11 protein-coding genes and 5 tRNA genes are annotated in these 14770 nt (G+C 57.4%); 12 read left to right on the top strand and 4 right to left on the bottom strand.

Annotated elements, in window-relative coordinates; all coding sequences use genetic code 11:
- Positions 1-2 precede the first annotated feature (2 nt).
- From rffA to MKZ79_RS20930, 10 genes are all read left to right on the top strand, one after another.
- On the top strand, positions 3-1130 hold the full coding sequence (gene rffA / locus MKZ79_RS20975) for a dTDP-4-amino-4,6-dideoxygalactose transaminase (protein ID WP_336144560.1): 1128 nt from the start codon (positions 3-5) through the stop codon (positions 1128-1130).
- On the top strand, positions 1130-2380 hold the full coding sequence (gene wzxE, locus MKZ79_RS20970) for a lipid III flippase WzxE (RefSeq protein WP_336144559.1): 1251 nt from the start codon (positions 1130-1132) through the stop codon (positions 2378-2380). The genes rffA and wzxE overlap by 1 nt, the downstream gene beginning before the upstream one ends.
- The gene (locus tag MKZ79_RS20965) at positions 2377-3435 is read left to right on the top strand and encodes a TDP-N-acetylfucosamine:lipid II N-acetylfucosaminyltransferase (protein WP_336144558.1); all 1059 of its coding nucleotides are present in this window, start codon (positions 2377-2379) and stop codon (positions 3433-3435) included. The genes wzxE and MKZ79_RS20965 overlap by 4 nt, the downstream gene beginning before the upstream one ends.
- Positions 3432-4778 carry an ECA oligosaccharide polymerase gene (gene wzyE / locus MKZ79_RS20960; protein ID WP_336144557.1) on the top strand — a complete coding sequence of 449 codons (1347 nt, stop codon included), beginning with the start codon at positions 3432-3434 and terminating at the stop codon, positions 4776-4778. Before MKZ79_RS20965 ends, wzyE begins: the two co-directional genes overlap by 4 nt.
- 15 nt (positions 4779-4793) lie before the next feature.
- On the top strand, positions 4794-5534 hold the full coding sequence (gene wecG, locus MKZ79_RS20955) for a lipopolysaccharide N-acetylmannosaminouronosyltransferase (RefSeq protein ID WP_336144556.1): 741 nt from the start codon (positions 4794-4796) through the stop codon (positions 5532-5534).
- 168 nt (positions 5535-5702) lie between these two features.
- Positions 5703-5779: transfer RNA gene (locus MKZ79_RS20950), tRNA-Arg, on the top strand.
- 74 nt (positions 5780-5853) lie between these two features.
- Positions 5854-5929: transfer RNA gene (locus tag MKZ79_RS20945), tRNA-His, on the top strand.
- A 10-nt stretch (positions 5930-5939) separates the two neighbouring features.
- Positions 5940-6026: transfer RNA gene (locus MKZ79_RS20940), tRNA-Leu, on the top strand.
- Positions 6027-6052: 26 nt separating this feature from the next.
- A tRNA-Pro gene (locus tag MKZ79_RS20935) sits at positions 6053-6129 on the top strand.
- A 72-nt stretch (positions 6130-6201) separates the two neighbouring features.
- Positions 6202-6278, top strand: a tRNA-Pro gene (locus MKZ79_RS20930).
- A 696-nt stretch (positions 6279-6974) separates the two neighbouring features.
- Here MKZ79_RS20930 and hemY read toward each other — a convergent pair.
- Genes hemY through hemC form a run of 4 tightly spaced genes read right to left on the bottom strand, consistent with a single transcriptional unit; the run spans position 6975 to position 10997 of the window.
- Positions 6975-8165, bottom strand: coding sequence for a protoheme IX biogenesis protein HemY (gene hemY / locus MKZ79_RS20925; RefSeq protein WP_336144555.1), 1191 nt, complete (start codon positions 8163-8165; stop codon positions 6975-6977).
- A gap of 2 nt (positions 8166-8167) precedes the next feature.
- A complete protein-coding gene (gene hemX / locus MKZ79_RS20920) occupies positions 8168-9295 on the bottom strand; it encodes a uroporphyrinogen-III C-methyltransferase (protein WP_336144554.1) in 1128 nt (375 codons plus the stop codon).
- Between the two features lie 23 nt (positions 9296-9318).
- Positions 9319-10059: a uroporphyrinogen-III synthase gene (hemD, locus tag MKZ79_RS20915; protein ID WP_336144553.1), complete on the bottom strand. Its 741-nt coding sequence runs from the start codon at positions 10057-10059 to the stop codon at positions 9319-9321.
- Positions 10056-10997, bottom strand: coding sequence for a hydroxymethylbilane synthase (gene hemC, locus MKZ79_RS20910; protein ID WP_336144552.1), 942 nt, complete (start codon positions 10995-10997; stop codon positions 10056-10058). Before hemC ends, hemD begins: the two co-directional genes overlap by 4 nt.
- 287 nt (positions 10998-11284) lie before the next feature.
- Here hemC and MKZ79_RS20905 point away from each other — a divergent pair, with 287 nt between their 5' ends.
- Both MKZ79_RS20905 and MKZ79_RS20900 read left to right on the top strand, forming a co-directional pair.
- Positions 11285-13834 (top strand): class I adenylate cyclase, encoded by a 2550-nt coding sequence (locus MKZ79_RS20905; RefSeq protein WP_336144551.1) that lies wholly within the window; start codon positions 11285-11287, stop codon positions 13832-13834.
- A gap of 410 nt (positions 13835-14244) precedes the next feature.
- Positions 14245-14565: a cupin domain-containing protein gene (locus MKZ79_RS20900; RefSeq protein WP_336144550.1), complete on the top strand. Its 321-nt coding sequence runs from the start codon at positions 14245-14247 to the stop codon at positions 14563-14565.
- Positions 14566-14770 lie beyond the last annotated feature (205 nt).

Here is a 14770-nt window from a genome sequence, read left to right as displayed (position 1 = left end):
CTATGATCCCGTTTAACGCTCCACCCGTGGTGGGAACCGAACTTGAATATATGCAGTCTGCGATGGGCAGCGGCAAACTTTGCGGCGACGGCGGCTTTACCCGCCGCTGTCAGCAGTGGATGGAGAACCGTTTCGGCAGCCGCAAAGTGCTGTTAACGCCTTCCTGCACCGCCTCGCTGGAGATGGCCGCTATCCTGATCGATATCCAGCCCGGCGACGAAGTCATTATGCCGAGCTACACCTTTGTCTCCACCGCTAACGCCTTTGTGCTGCGCGGCGCGACCATTGTCTTCGTCGATATTCGTCCCGATACGCTCAACATCGACGAAAAGCTGATAGAAGCGGCCATCACTGAAAAAACCCGCGCGATCGTGCCTGTGCACTACGCGGGCGTCGCCTGTGAAATGGACACTATTATGGCGCTGGCGGCAAAGCATAAGCTGTTTGTCATTGAGGATGCGGCGCAGGGCGTAATGTCCACTTACAAAGGCAAAGCGCTGGGCACCCTTGGCCATATCGGCTGTTTCAGCTTTCATGAAACCAAAAACTACACGGCGGGCGGCGAAGGCGGCGCGACCCTGATCAACGACCCGGCGCTGGTTGAGCGTGCGGAAATCATCCGCGAAAAAGGCACCAACCGCAGCCAGTTCTTCCGTGGTCAGGTGGACAAATATACCTGGCGCGATATCGGTTCCAGCTACCTGATGGCGGATTTACAAGCCGCTTATCTTTGGGCGCAGTTGGAAGAAGCGAAACGCATTAACGAGCGTCGTCTGCGCCTGTGGCAAAACTATTACGATGCGTTGCAGCCCATCGCGGCCAGCGGACGTATTGAGTTGCCGACCATACCAAAGGATTGTCAGCACAACGCGCATATGTTCTACATCAAGCTGCGCGACAACGACGACCGCAGCGCGCTAATCAACTGGCTGAAAGAGGCGGAAATATTGGCGGTGTTCCACTATATCCCGCTGCATTCGTCGCCGGCCGGACAGCGCTTTGGTCGCTTCCACGGCGTCGACAGCTATACGCAATCTGAAAGCGAGCGCCTGCTGCGCCTGCCGCTGTTCTATAACCTTTCTGATAACAATCAGAAAACGGTTATCAACTCGCTGCTGAGCTGGTTCTGATGTCGCTGGCTAAGGCTTCGGTGTGGACGGCCGCGTCCACGCTGGTGAAAATCGCTGCCGGATTGCTGGTGGTGAAGATGCTGGCGGTCTCTTTTGGGCCTGCGGGCGTCGGCCAGGCGGGCAACTTCCGTCAGCTGATTACCGTGCTGGGCGTGCTGGCTGGCGCCGGTATTTTCAACGGCGTCACCAAATACGTGGCGGAGTACCAGCAGCAGCCCGATCGGCTGCGCGCCGTAACCGGCACGGCTTCGGCGATGGTGTTGGGCTTTTCCACGCTGCTGGCGATCGTGTTTTTACTTTTCGCCGGGCCGATTAGCGTTGGCCTGTTCGGCCACGACCACTATCGGAACGTTGTACGTATAGTGGCTTTTGTACAGATCGGCATCGCCTGGGCGAATCTGGCGCTGGCGGTAATTAAAGGTTTTCGCGATGCGATGAGCAACGCGCTGTCGCTGATTGTGGGTAGCGTAATCGGCGTGGCGGCGTGGTTCGTTTGCTACTGGCTTGGCGGCTATAGCGGCGCGCTGGTGGGCATGGCGCTGGTACCGGCGCTGGTCGTGGTGCCCGCCGCGCTGTTTCTGGCAAAGCGCGACCATCTGCCGCTCGGCTTCCTTAAGCCGCAGTGGCACGGCGATATTGTTCGCCATCTCGGCAAGTTTACGCTAATGGCGCTGATGACCGCGGTGACGCTGCCGGTCGCCTGGGTAATGATGCGTAACCTGCTGGCGGCGCACAATGGCTGGGAGCAGGTTGGCTTATGGCAGGGCGTTACCAGCATTTCGGACGCTTATCTGCAGTTTATCACCGCTTCGTTCAGCGTTTATCTGCTGCCGACGCTGTCGAAGCTGACCGATAAGAAAGAGATTGCGCGGGAGATCCGGCGCTCGCTGGGCTTCGTGCTGCCTGCGGTGATGGCCGTCAGCCTGACCGTCTGGCTGCTGCGCGACGTGGCGATTTGGCTGCTGTTCTCCAGCCAGTTTACCGGTATGCGCGATCTCTTTGTCTGGCAGCTGACCGGCGATGTTTTTAAGGTCGGCGCCTATGTTTTCGGCTATCTGGTGATCGCCAAAGCCTCGCTGCGTTTCTATCTGCTGACGGAAATCAGTCAGTTTCTGCTGCTGACGCTGTTCGCCTGGTGGCTGATCCCGCTGCACGGCGCTATTGGCGCAGCACAGGCCTATATGGCGACCTATATCGTCTATTTCGCGCTCTGCACAGGCGTATTTTTTCTTTATCAAAGACAAGTATGACAACACTGATTCACGTTCTTGGCTCGCCCATTGAGCATCACAACCAGACCGTACTGCGGTTCTTTAACGACGTTATGGCAGAGCCTGGCGAAAAGCACCTGTTTTGGGTCGTGGGCGAACCCGAGGCCGCCAGTTATCCCGCACTGGAAATTCGTTGGTTTACGAATAAAAAGAGCATCGCCGATGCGGTTACGGCGCGCGCTCAAGCTTCCCGGCAGACGCGCTTTTTCTTCCACGGCCAGTTTAATCCCACGCTGTGGCTGGCGCTGCTGCTGCGTAAAATCCGTCCCCAACAGGCTTACTGGCATATCTGGGGAGCCGATCTCTATGAAGAGGCTGGCGGCGTTAAGTTTCGCCTGTTCTACCTGATGCGTCGGTTGGCGCAGAAGCGTATCGGGCAGGTTTTCGCCACTCGCGGCGATATTACGGTTTTTCACCAGCGCCATCCCAACGTGCCTGCTTCGCTGCTCTATTTCCCGACCCGTATGGCGCAGGTCGCGCTGCCGGAAGCGCCCGTAAACGAAGCGCTGACCGTGCTGGTCGGCAACTCTGGTGACGCCAGCAACCGCCATATCCAGGCGCTGCAGGAGATTCACCGGCAGTTCGGCAGCCGCGTGCAGGTGATTGTGCCGATGGGCTATCCGGAAAACAATCAGGCTTATATTCAGCGAGTGCGGGAAGCGGGCGAGGCGCTGTTTGCCGCCAACCTGACCATCCTGAGCGAAAAGCTCGACTTCGCCGCCTATCTGGCGCTGCTGGCCCGCTGCGATCTGGGCTACTTTATCTTTGAACGTCAGCAGGGTATCGGCACGCTGTGCCTGCTGATTCAGGCCAATATTCCCTTTGTCGTCAACCGGAAAAACCCGTTCTGGCAGGATCTGGCCGAGCAGCAGGTGCCGGTGCTTTTTGCGGGTGACGAGCTGACGCCCGCGCTTATCGCCGAAACAAAGCGGCAGATGACGAAGCTGGATAAATCCGCCATCGCTTTTTTTGAACCGGCCTATATCACGGGCTGGCGGCAGGCGCTGGCGCTGGCGGAAGGAGCAACGCCATGATGTTTTCACAGTTCGCGGGCCTGCTGACGGTCTGGCTGCTGTCGCTGGGGCTGATCCTTACGCTGACCTGGCGAGAATTCCGGCGCGTGCGGTTTAACTTCAACGTCTTTTTCTCGCTGCTATTTTTGCTGACCTTTTACTTCGGCTTTCCGCTGACCAGCATACTGGTGTTCGAATTCAATGTAGCCGTGGTGCCCGCGGAATACCTGTTGCAGGCGATGCTTGCCGCCACGGGTTTTTACGCTATCTACTACGTCAGCTATAAAACGCGGCTCAGGCCGACGACAGAGAAACCTGCTCGTCAGGCTTTTACTGTTAACCGCGTCGAGGCGCATCTGACCTGGGGCATTCTGGCGCTGATTGCGCTCGGCACGGTGCTAGTTTTCTTTCTGCATAACGGCTTTCTGCTGTTTAAGCTGCACAGCTACAGCCAGATTTTCTCGGCAGAAGTCTCGGGCGTGGCGCTAAAGCGCTTTTTCTACTTCTTTATCCCGGCGATGCTGGTGGTCTATTTTTTGCGTCCCGGCCTGAAAAGCTGGCTGCTGTTTCTGCTCGCTACCGTCGCCTTCGGGCTGCTGACCTACGCCATCGTCGGCGGCACGCGCGCCAACATTATCATCGCTTTCGCGCTGTTCCTGTTTATCGGCATCATCCGCGGCTGGATTACGCTGTGGATGCTGGCCGCCGCCGGCGTGGCGGGGATCGTCGGCATGTTCTGGCTTGCGCTGCGTCGCTATAACCTTGACGTCAGCGGCAGCGAGGCGTTTTATACCTTCCTCTATCTGACGCGCGACACATTCTCGCCGTGGGAGAATCTGGGGCTGCTGCTGCAGAATTACGACAAAATCGACTTTCAGGGACTCGCGCCCATTGTCAGAGATTTCTATGTCTTTATTCCGGGCTGGCTGTGGCCTGACAGACCTTCGCTGGTGCTGAACAGCGCCAACTACTTCACCTGGGAAGTGTTAAACAACCATTCCGGCCTGGCGATTTCGCCGACGCTGTTGGGGTCGCTGGTGGTGATGGGCGGCGTCTGGTTTATTCCGCTGGGCGCCGTAGCGGTCGGCATGATTATCAAATGGTTCGACTGGCTTTATGCTAAAGGGCGTCAGGAGAGTAACCGTTATAAGGCCGCTATCCTGCAAAGCTTCTGCTTCGGCGCGGTGTTTAATATGATCGTGCTCGCCAGAGAAGGGTTGGACGCGTTCGCTTCCCGCGTGGTCTTCTTCTGCCTGATTTTTGCGGCGGCAGTCGTCGCGGCCAAGCTGCTCTACTGGCTGTTTGACAGCGCGGGCGTGATTCGCGCGCGTCCGGTACGGCAGCCAAAACCCCTGGGTCAGTAACTTTAAGGATTTATCATGGATTCCGCTTTTACGCCGCCGCAATACCCGATTCGCGGCATTACGCTGTTGGGCTTTCGCGATATGGCTGAATTCCTCGACTACCTCTGGCTGGGAGAGAAGCTGAAAAGCGGCACGCTGGTAGCGATCAATGCCGAAAAAGTGCTGACGGCGGAAAGCCGGCCGGACATTCATCAGCTGATCGACGAGGCGGAATATAAGTACGCCGACGGTATCAGCATCGTGCGCTCTATTCGCAAAAAGTATCCGCAGGCCAGCGTATCCCGTATCGCCGGCGCGGATCTTTGGGAAGGCTTGATGGAACGCGCCGGACGCGAAGGCACGCCGGTATTTCTGGTAGGCGGCAAACCGGCGATCCTGGAGCAGGCCGAAGCGAAGCTGAAGCGCCAGTGGAACGTCAATATCGTCGGCTCGCAGGATGGCTATTTTGCGCCAGCCGATCGCGAAGCGCTCTTCGCCCGCATCGCCGCCAGCGGCGCGAAAATCGTTACCGTAGCGATGGGCTCGCCGCGTCAGGAAGTGTTGATGCGCGACTGCAAGGCAATCTATCCTGACGCGCTCTATATGGGCGTAGGCGGCACTTACGATGTTTTTACCGGCAACGTGAAGCGGGCGCCGAAAATATGGCAGAAAATGGGCTTTGAATGGCTTTATCGGCTGATCGTACAGCCTTCGCGCCTCGGCAGGCAGCTAAGCCTGCTGAAATATCTGCGCTACCATCTTCGCGGCGATCTTTAATCAACGCTGTTTAAACGGCCTGATAGCTTAAAAGAGAAGCATTAACCCGCTAAAACGCCTGTAGTTTAGACAGAACGCACAAAGCGTAAGCAAACGGAATTTTTTGTGAAAAAAGCACTGGACAGGATCGGCCTTAATCCGTAGTATGCCCATCCGCAACGGCGCTACGCGCCCGTAGCTCAGCTGGATAGAGCGCTGCCCTCCGGAGGCAGAGGTCTCAGGTTCGAATCCTGTCGGGCGCGCCATTAAGTTTGTGCGCGAGAGCTGCGGTGGTAGTATTACCGCGTTAAGTAGTAAAGCAGGACGAGTAACAGGTGTGGTGGCTATAGCTCAGTTGGTAGAGCCCTGGATTGTGATTCCAGTTGTCGTGGGTTCGAGTCCCATTAGCCACCCCAGATTTTGTATGCGAAGGTGGCGGAATTGGTAGACGCGCTAGCTTCAGGTGTTAGTGTTCTTACGGACGTGAGGGTTCAAGTCCCTCTCTTCGCACCACAAAATCTTTAGCAGTACGCAGTTTTCGGCGAGTAGCGCAGCTTGGTAGCGCAACTGGTTTGGGACCAGTGGGTCGGAGGTTCGAATCCTCTCTCGCCGACCATATTTTGAAACCTTGCCGAGGCAGGGTTTTCGCTTAAAAACACGCTTTTTAAGCAGCAGTACCGGCAGTATCCGGCGAGTAGCGCAGCTTGGTAGCGCAACTGGTTTGGGACCAGTGGGTCGGAGGTTCGAATCCTCTCTCGCCGACCATATTAAAAAAAGGCCAGCTTACAAGCTGGCCTTTTTGCGTCTGTAGCTCCAGAGAATGAGAACCTCCGAAGAGGTTTGCGCCGGGCGCAGCGAGACAGCGTAGCAACGGCCCGCAGGGGAATAATCCTCTCTCGCCGACCATCTTAAGAAAAGGCCAGCTTATGAGCTGGCCTTTTTGCATCTGTAACGTACGCTATCCTCTTCATGCCTTGTCGCTTAAAGACGACATACAACCCTTTGTAATAACAGATCTTTACCTGTCTCTACATAACCTGTCGTCGGCTGGCGACGCTGCTGCGGTGGGCTGTCGCTTTTTTACAACAGCGGCGCAGGCGCATCATTCGGCGGCGTGCCTGGTAACTCCCTGAATTGATGGATTTTAAAAAGTAAGTTCTGCGGATCTAAAGACCTGGCACGCTACCTGCTATAATCACCCCGTAGATGCTCATTCCACCTCTTATGTTCGCGTAAGCTTCATAAACCCGGGAATGATGCAGAGCCCTTAAGGTACCTGTTGTCCAACTGCCGCTATCGTCGTAAGACCTTAACGGTGTCCGGGACACTACGTTGAGTCAGGTACCAGCCGATTGTCTTTTCGGCCTGTTTTTTACACCCGCCGCCTGGCGGGTGTTTTTTTATCTAAATGCAGGCGAAAGAAAACCGGGCAGGGCGCCCGGTTCTTTTGTTCACAGTGGTTCAGGGATTATTTTTCAGCGTCAGCAGCAAACCATCACGGCGCATCTGCGCCGCTTCTTCCGGCTTGTTCTGGCGATCCAGCGTATCGGCCAGCCAGGCGTAGTCGAAAGCGTCAGGCCGCTGTTTCAGCGCTTCGCGGAAAGCTTCGCTCGCCTGCTCCCACTCGCCATGCTTCATCAACAGCTGACCGAGCGTACTGTGCAGCAGCGGCGTAGCGCCATGCTGTTTAATCTGCTGGCGCAGCGCTTTCTCAAGCTGTTCAGGATTGCCGGTTTTCAGCCGCGGCATCAGCAGCACCAGCCGCTCGTCATAGCCGCGTTTCAGGCCGTCCAGCACGATAGCCTGCGCGCTTTCATGATCGTCGCAGACGATCAGATGATCCGCCATCGCCACCTGTAGCGCCGTCTCATGACGCGTTTTGCGGCTTTGATCCTGCCACCAGCGCTTCAGGCCTTCGCTGCCGCGATCCGCCATCGCCTGGTTCATCAGGCCAAGCCAGGCCTGCTGCTGTAGTGCCAGCCGATGCGCGCTGTCGGCGACTTTCGCTTTCTCCATTGCGGGCAGAATATCCAGCAGCGCGCTCCAGGCGCCGGTGCGCACGTAAGCCTGCTCGGCCAGTCGTAACACTTCCGGATGGCGAGGCGCGACCTCCAACAGGCGATCGATGCCGTTACGGGCGGCGTGATCCTCATTACGCGCCAGCTGCAAACGTACGCGAGTGATTTCGACCGGCAGCTGGTCGTTGCCGGCCAGTTCGGCGGCGCGTTCCAGATGCTGGTTAGCGCGAGCCTCATCATGGCGCTGCTGCGCGGCCTCAGCGGCCAGCAGATAGTTAACCACGGGCTGTTCGGCGTGATCGGCGTTGCGTGACAGCAGCTTCTCTGCTTCGCGATGGTCGCCTTCCGCCAGTTTGATCAGTGCGGCGTTGGTCTGCTTGCGCGCCCGGCTGCGCTTGCGGCCTTTAAACCAGCCACGGGTTCTGGCGCCGGTACGAAACAGGCGACGCAGGATCCACTCCACAAACAGAATTACCAGCAGCGCCAGGATTAAAATGATCGCCAGCCCGGTCACGCTGGTTTCGATATTCCAGCCGTCGGTCTGGATCAGCACATAGCCCTGATGGCCTGACAGCATCGGGCCAAGCACGATGCCAGCCATCAGCAAAACAAAAATAATCAGTACCTTAAGCATGCTTATTCTCCCTGCTGCTGTTGAGCACCGGGCTGGGCCAGCAGGTTACGCACGCGGGTTTGCATCAGCTTGTCCAGCATTGGCTGGCTCTGCAGCGCGTCCGGCACATCCATCGAAACGCTCTGCTGGCTCAGCTCGTCCAGCTGGCTGAGGAAGGCTTTGGTCGCCGCATCGTTGGTGTCGAACCAGGCGCGCACCCAGGTGGAAACCGTATCGATAGACTGCTTGTAGACCTGATCCTGATGGCGCGGCACGGCCTGGGCGGCAATCAGCAGGCGAGAACGAATATTCTCGCGCAGATAGACATCCTGATTTGGCGCCAGCAGCGGTTCGGCCGTGGTGTCGCGACGGCGGATGGTGATGAAATCATCCATAAAGTTATGCCAGCTTTTCACCAGATTCTGCCGCCACTCGCGCAGGGAAGAGGAGAGTTCGCCGCTGTCGGCGTCCATCGGCGCGTCGTCGCTGTCGTTGTCCGCCAGACGCAGGTTGTCCACGCCGTTGGAGAGCTGATTCAGCTTGAGGATAATGCCGTCGTAGTCCACCTGGCTAATGGCGGAGAGTGAACTGATATCCTGAGTCAGCGCACGTCGCGCGTCGATCAGGCTGGGATCGTTCATATCGGCCAGGCTGGCGTCGGCGCTTTTCAGCAGCGCGGCAGCGGTGGTGACATCCTGATCGCTCCACAGCTTGCGTCCGGCCAGTTTGACCAGATAATCCGCCTGTGCCAGCAGCCAGGTGTTAGCGTCATTGCCGGAAATTGACGCCACTTTCTCTTTCAGCTCGTCCAGCTGTTTGCTCATGGCCGCCTGCTGAGCGCGCGCCTTATCAAGCTCGCTGCTCTGCGCGGCCAGCTGCCGCACCAGATTCTGCTTTTCGCCTGCGGCATCCTGCTGCAGTTCGGCCAGCTGGCCGGCCAGCGCCTGAGTCGCCGCTGCCTGCTGCTGAGCCTGGGTTCGGGCGTGGAAATAGAGGCCGGCGCCCGAGGCCAGCGCGATGGCGATCGCCAGCACCGCCAGTGCCGTCGCGCCGCTGCGCGGCTTACGGTCAGGCTTTTGCTTCGCCGTTGAAATCTCTTCCTCCGGGGTGGTCGCTTCAACCATGGCAGAGGACTCTTTGTGTTCCGTCATTGTGGCACATCCCATATTTAAGTTTATTGTAACGCGCGCAGTAAGGCGTCGTTATCGGCACCTTCGGCCACCCTGATATCGCGCCAACCCAGTTCGGCGGCAAGGGTAGCCAAACGTTCACTGACGACAATCAGTCGACAGTGCAGAAGCCATTCCTCGCGATCTATCTCCGGGAACAGCGAATAAAGCTGCTGCAGCATTTCGCCGCTGGTGACCACGATGGTATCGATCTGACGATCGCGCCAGCGGCGGCCTTCAACAGCGCCCTGGTAAATTTTTGCACAGCGTTGATAGCATTCAACAAACTGTACATCAGCGCCACGCTGTTGCAAGGTTTCCGCCAGTAATTCACGTCCACCGTTGCCGCGCAGGATCAGCGCGCGCTTGCCCGCCACCTGCTGCAAAGCGGGAAGCTGTATCAGGACTTCACTGGTTTCTCGCTCAAGCGGCCAGACAACGTTCAGGCCGCTGACGGTGTGCAGCGCCAGCGCGGTAGTGCGGCCTATAGCATAGTAGTTCAGTCTTGGGGGCCACGCTGCGCCAGCGCGACTCAGCGCGGGCTGGGCATAATGAATGGCGTGCTGCGAAAGGATAAAGACCAGGTCGCCCTCGTTTAACGCCGCCAGCCGCGCCGGCAACGCGTCCAGTTCCGTACCCGGCGTAAACTCGATCAGCGGCATCGCCCAGGCGACCCGGCCAGCGGTGCGCAAACGGCTTACCAGCTCTTCCGCCGCCGGAGCCGGACGGGTCACCAGAATGGTCATTCAGGCGGGTTTCCCTGATATACCTCCGCCAGAATTTCGCGCGCACCGTTGTTCAACAGCTCATCGGCCAGCGAAACGCCCATTTTCTCGGCATCTTCGCGCGGCCCGCGACGTTCACCGCGGATCATGGCGCTGCCGTCAGGCGAGCCGACCAGGCCGCGCAGCCACAGTTCGTCGCCTTCCAGCACGGCGAAGCTGCCGATTGGCACCTGGCAACCGCCTTCCAGGCGGGTATTCATCGCCCGCTCGGCTTTTACGCGTATTGCCGTGTCCTCGTCGTTCAGCGCGGCAAGCAGCGTAATAGTCTGCGCGTCGTCAAGGCGGCACTCGATGCCGACCGCGCCCTGGCCTACGGCTGGCAAAGACTCTTCTGCCGGCATGGCGTGACGAATGCGATCGCCTAAACCGAGGCGCTTCAGCCCGGCCACGGCCAGAATAATAGCGTCGTATTCGCCCGCATCCAGCTTGCTTAAGCGTGTGCCCACGTTGCCGCGTAGCGAGCGGATCACCAGATCCGGACGGCGCGCGCTAAGCTGGCACTGGCGGCGTAAACTGCTGGTGCCGACCACAGCGCCCTGAGGCAGCGCGTCTACGGAATCAAAGCGGTGCGAAACAAAGGCGTCCAGCGGATCTTCGCGCTCGCAAATCGTCACCAGACCCAGACCTTGCGGAAACTGAACCGGCACGTCCTTCATGGAGTGGACGGCGATATCGGCGCGGCCGTCCAGCAACGCCTGCTCCAGCTCCTTAACGAACAGGCCTTTGCCGCCGACCTTAGCCAGCGGCGTATCTAAAATGATGTCGCCTTTGGTGACCATGGGCACCAGCTCAACCTTCAGGCCCGGATGACAGGCCATCAGACGCTGCTGAACATAGTGCGCCTGCCACAGCGCAAGCGGGCTCTGGCGGGTAGCTATTCTTAAAATTTTGTCTGACATGCGGGTTACCGTTTTTATCGTTCACTGATTATCCTATCATTGATACGGGAAGGCTGTCAGTTTCCGCCGCCTGAAACGGCTGGCGCTGGCGGGTATTCCGGCATTGCAGGTTGGTTGAGCGTAAAACGTGCTAAACTATTTGCTAGCGCAACTTTCTTTACCGTCAACCGACCAGGTGTTAGATTGATCACGTTTCCAGCAATAATTCGCCCGACTATTTCTAAATCAAGCGGCGAATTTCGGAAGCAGGGTTCTTTGCAGGCACTGGGATAATCAGGCGAGAAGTCTTGTACCTCTACATTGAGACACTGAAACAGAGACTGGATGCCATCAACCAGCTGCGCGTCGATCGCGCGCTGGCGGCGATGGGACCTGCGTTCCAACAGGTTTACAGTCTGCTGCCGACTTTACTACATTATCATCATCCGCTGATGCCGGGTTACCTTGCGGGTAACGTTCCACATGGCATCAGCTTCTACACGCCTGATGAAAGCCAAAAAAGCTACCTTGATGCTCTGGAAGGCGAATCCGGAGCCGCCGCCGCGCTGACGCCGCAGGGCGAAATGCCGATCACCGGCGTCTACTCAATGGGCAGCACTTCCTCTGTCGGCCAGAATGCCACTTCCGATCTGGATATCTGGGTTTGTCATCAATCCTGGCTGGATAACGAAGAGCGGCTGGCGCTGCAGAAAAAATGCGTGCTGCTGCAGAAGTGGTGCGCCGGCATGGGCGTCGACGCCAGCTTCTTTTTAATCGACGAGAACCGTTTCCGTCATAACGAAAGCGGCAGCCTGGGCGGCGAAGACTGCGGCTCCACGCAGCATATCCTGCTGCTGGACGAGTTCTACCGTACCGCAGTGCGCATGGCCGGCAAACGCATCCTGTGGAACATGGTGCCGGGCGAAGAAGAAGAGCACTACGACGACTATGTGCTGTCGCTCTATCAGAAAGGCGTGCTGACGCCGAACGAGTGGCTCGATCTGGGCGGCCTGGGCACGCTTTCCGCCGAGGAGTACTTCGGCGCCAGTCTCTGGCAGCTCTATAAAAGTATCGATTCGCCCTATAAGGCGGTGCTGAAAACGCTGCTGCTGGAGGCCTATTCCTGGGAGTATCCGGGCACAAGGCTGCTGGCAATGGATATCAAACAGCGCCTGCATGATGGCGAAATCGTCTCTTACGGCCTCGATCCTTACTGCATGATGCTGGAGCGCGTGACGCACTATCTCACCAGTATTGAGGATCACGCGCGTCTGGATCTGGTGCGCCGCTGCTTCTATCTGAAAGTGCGCGAGAAGCTCTCTATCGACAGCGAGCCGGGCTGGCGTAGGGAAATCCTCAGCCAGCTGGTCAGCGAATGGGGCTGGGACAGGCAGCGGCTGGCGATGCTGGACAGCCGCGCCGAATGGAAAATCGGCCGCGTGCGCGAGGCGCATAACGAGCTGCTGGACGCGATGATGCAGAGCTATCGCAACCTGATCCGTTTCGCTCGCCGCAACAATTTAAGCGTCAGCGCCAGTCCGCAGGATATCGGCGTGCTGACGCGCAAGCTTTACGCCGCTTTTGAAGCGCTGCCTGGCAAGGTAACGCTGGTTAACCCGCAGATTTCACCCGATCTGTCCGAGCCGCATCTGACCTTTATTCATGTGCCGCACGGCCGCGCCAATCGCGCCGGCTGGTATCTCTATAATCAGTCGCCGGACATGCAGTCGATCATCAGTCATCAGCCGCTGGAATATAACCGCTATCTCAACAAGCTGGTGGCCTGGGCCTGGTTTAACGGCCTGCTGACCAGCAAAACCCGGCTGCATATCAAAGGCAACGAGATTTGCGATCTGGCGAGACTGCAGGAGCTGGTGGCGGACGTTTCGCACCACTTCCCGCTGCGGCTGCCGGCGCCGACGCCGAAAGCGCTCTACAGCCCGTGTGAAATTCGTCATCTGGCCATTATCGTCAACCTGGAACACGATCCTACGGCGGCTTTTCGCAATCAGGTGGTGCATTTCGACTTCCGCAAGCTGGACGTGTTCAGCTTTGGCCAGCAGCAGCAGTGCCTGATAGGCAGTATCGATCTGCTCTACCGCAACTCCTGGAACGAAGTGCGCACGCTGCATTTTAATGGCGAGCAGGCGATGATTGAGGCGCTGAAAACCATTCTCGGCAAAATGCATCAGGACGCCGCGCCGCCGGATAACGTCGAAGTTTTCTGCTACAGCCAGCATCTGCGCGGCCTTATCCGCACTCGCGTTCAGCAGCTGGTGTCGGAGTGTATTGAACTGCGTCTTTCCAGCACGCGTCAGGAGCCGGGGCGCTTTAAAGCCGTCCGCGTCGCCGGCCAGACCTGGGGACTCTTCTTTGAACGACTGAGCGTCTCGGTGCAGAAGCTGGAAAACGCCGTGGAGTTTTACGGCGCGATTTCAAACAACAAGCTGCACGGCCTGTCAATCAAGGTGGAAACGGATCAGACGCGGCTGCCGACGGTGGTCAACGGCTACGCCAGCGAAGGGATCATCCAGTTCTTCTTTGAAGATACCAAAGACGATCGCGGCTTTAATATCTACATTCTGGATGAAACCAATCGGGTCGAAATCTATCACCATTGCGAAGGCAGCAAAGAAGAGCTGGTGCGCGACGTCAGCCGTTTTTACTCCTCTTCGCACGACCGCTTTACCTATGGCTCCAGCTTTATCAATTTCAATCTGCCGCAGTTCTATCAGATTGTGCAGGTCGACGATCGCTGCCAGGTGATTCCATTCCGCAGCCAGACGCTGGCGCAGCTCTGCGCGACCGATCCGGGCAACGATCCCAGCGATTATGCGCAGCGCTATCAGATGCACTGACGACGCAGGTCAATCGATGCCATTTCCGCCGGGTTTTGGCATTGAGAGACAAACCCTGACTTCCTTATCTACAGAATAAAAATTCCGTCCCGCCCGGATCCTTGTGTTTATTTAAAAAGATACAGAAATGACGCAGCGGCACCGGTTTGGCTTCGCTATTTGCTGCAAGCGGCGCAATTCTTTACGGTAGTAGCCCGACGGCGCCAGGCAATAAAGTTTGGGCTTTATACGCATCAATAAAAGAGGCACCTGCTTAACCCGCAACGGAGCAGCGCTATTTCTGCCTGGCGTTTTCACAGGCGCTTTTTTTGCAACCGGCATGATCTTTGTCAAAATTAATTTTCTGCCGAATAGAAAACCGTCCGTATATGATCAAAATAACGATCTGGTTTATTGCAAAGGAAGCGGTTATGTTTTTCTTTTACAAAAACTCACGACAGGACAGAGTCGGCGAAGGCGTTACGCGTCGCGTGCTGGCGCACGGCGGCAAGATGATGTGCGTAGAGGTTGTTTTTGAGCAGGGCGCCATCGGCCCTGTACATACTCATCCTCATGAACAGCTTACCTACGTGCGTTCAGGCGCGTTTATTTTTACTATCGGCAGCGAGCAGCGCGAAGTCAGAGCAGGCGACAGCCTGTATAAGAAGCCGCATATTCCACACGGCTGCGTCTGCCTGGAAAGTGGCGTGCTGGTGGATATCTTTACTCCGCAGCGCGAGGAATTTTTGTAGCCTGTCCGTGGCGAGCGCTCGCTGTTCATCCGGCCAGCGAGCGTTCGGCTAAACGGAGCCTGTCAATCCGTATGGGCCGCTTAATCCAGCCAACATCATTAACCTGAACCGCCGCTTTCCTTTCTCTCAGCTTCGCCTTTTTCCTGTTGCTTTTAGCACTTCACCTGCGATGATAGTCTACCAACAGGCAGCAACTAATGAGCAG

The organism is Erwinia sp. CGal63 (assembly GCF_037026505.1).
GTDB lineage: Bacteria > Pseudomonadota > Gammaproteobacteria > Enterobacterales > Enterobacteriaceae > Erwinia.
This window is presented reverse-complemented; position numbering and strand designations above follow the sequence as displayed.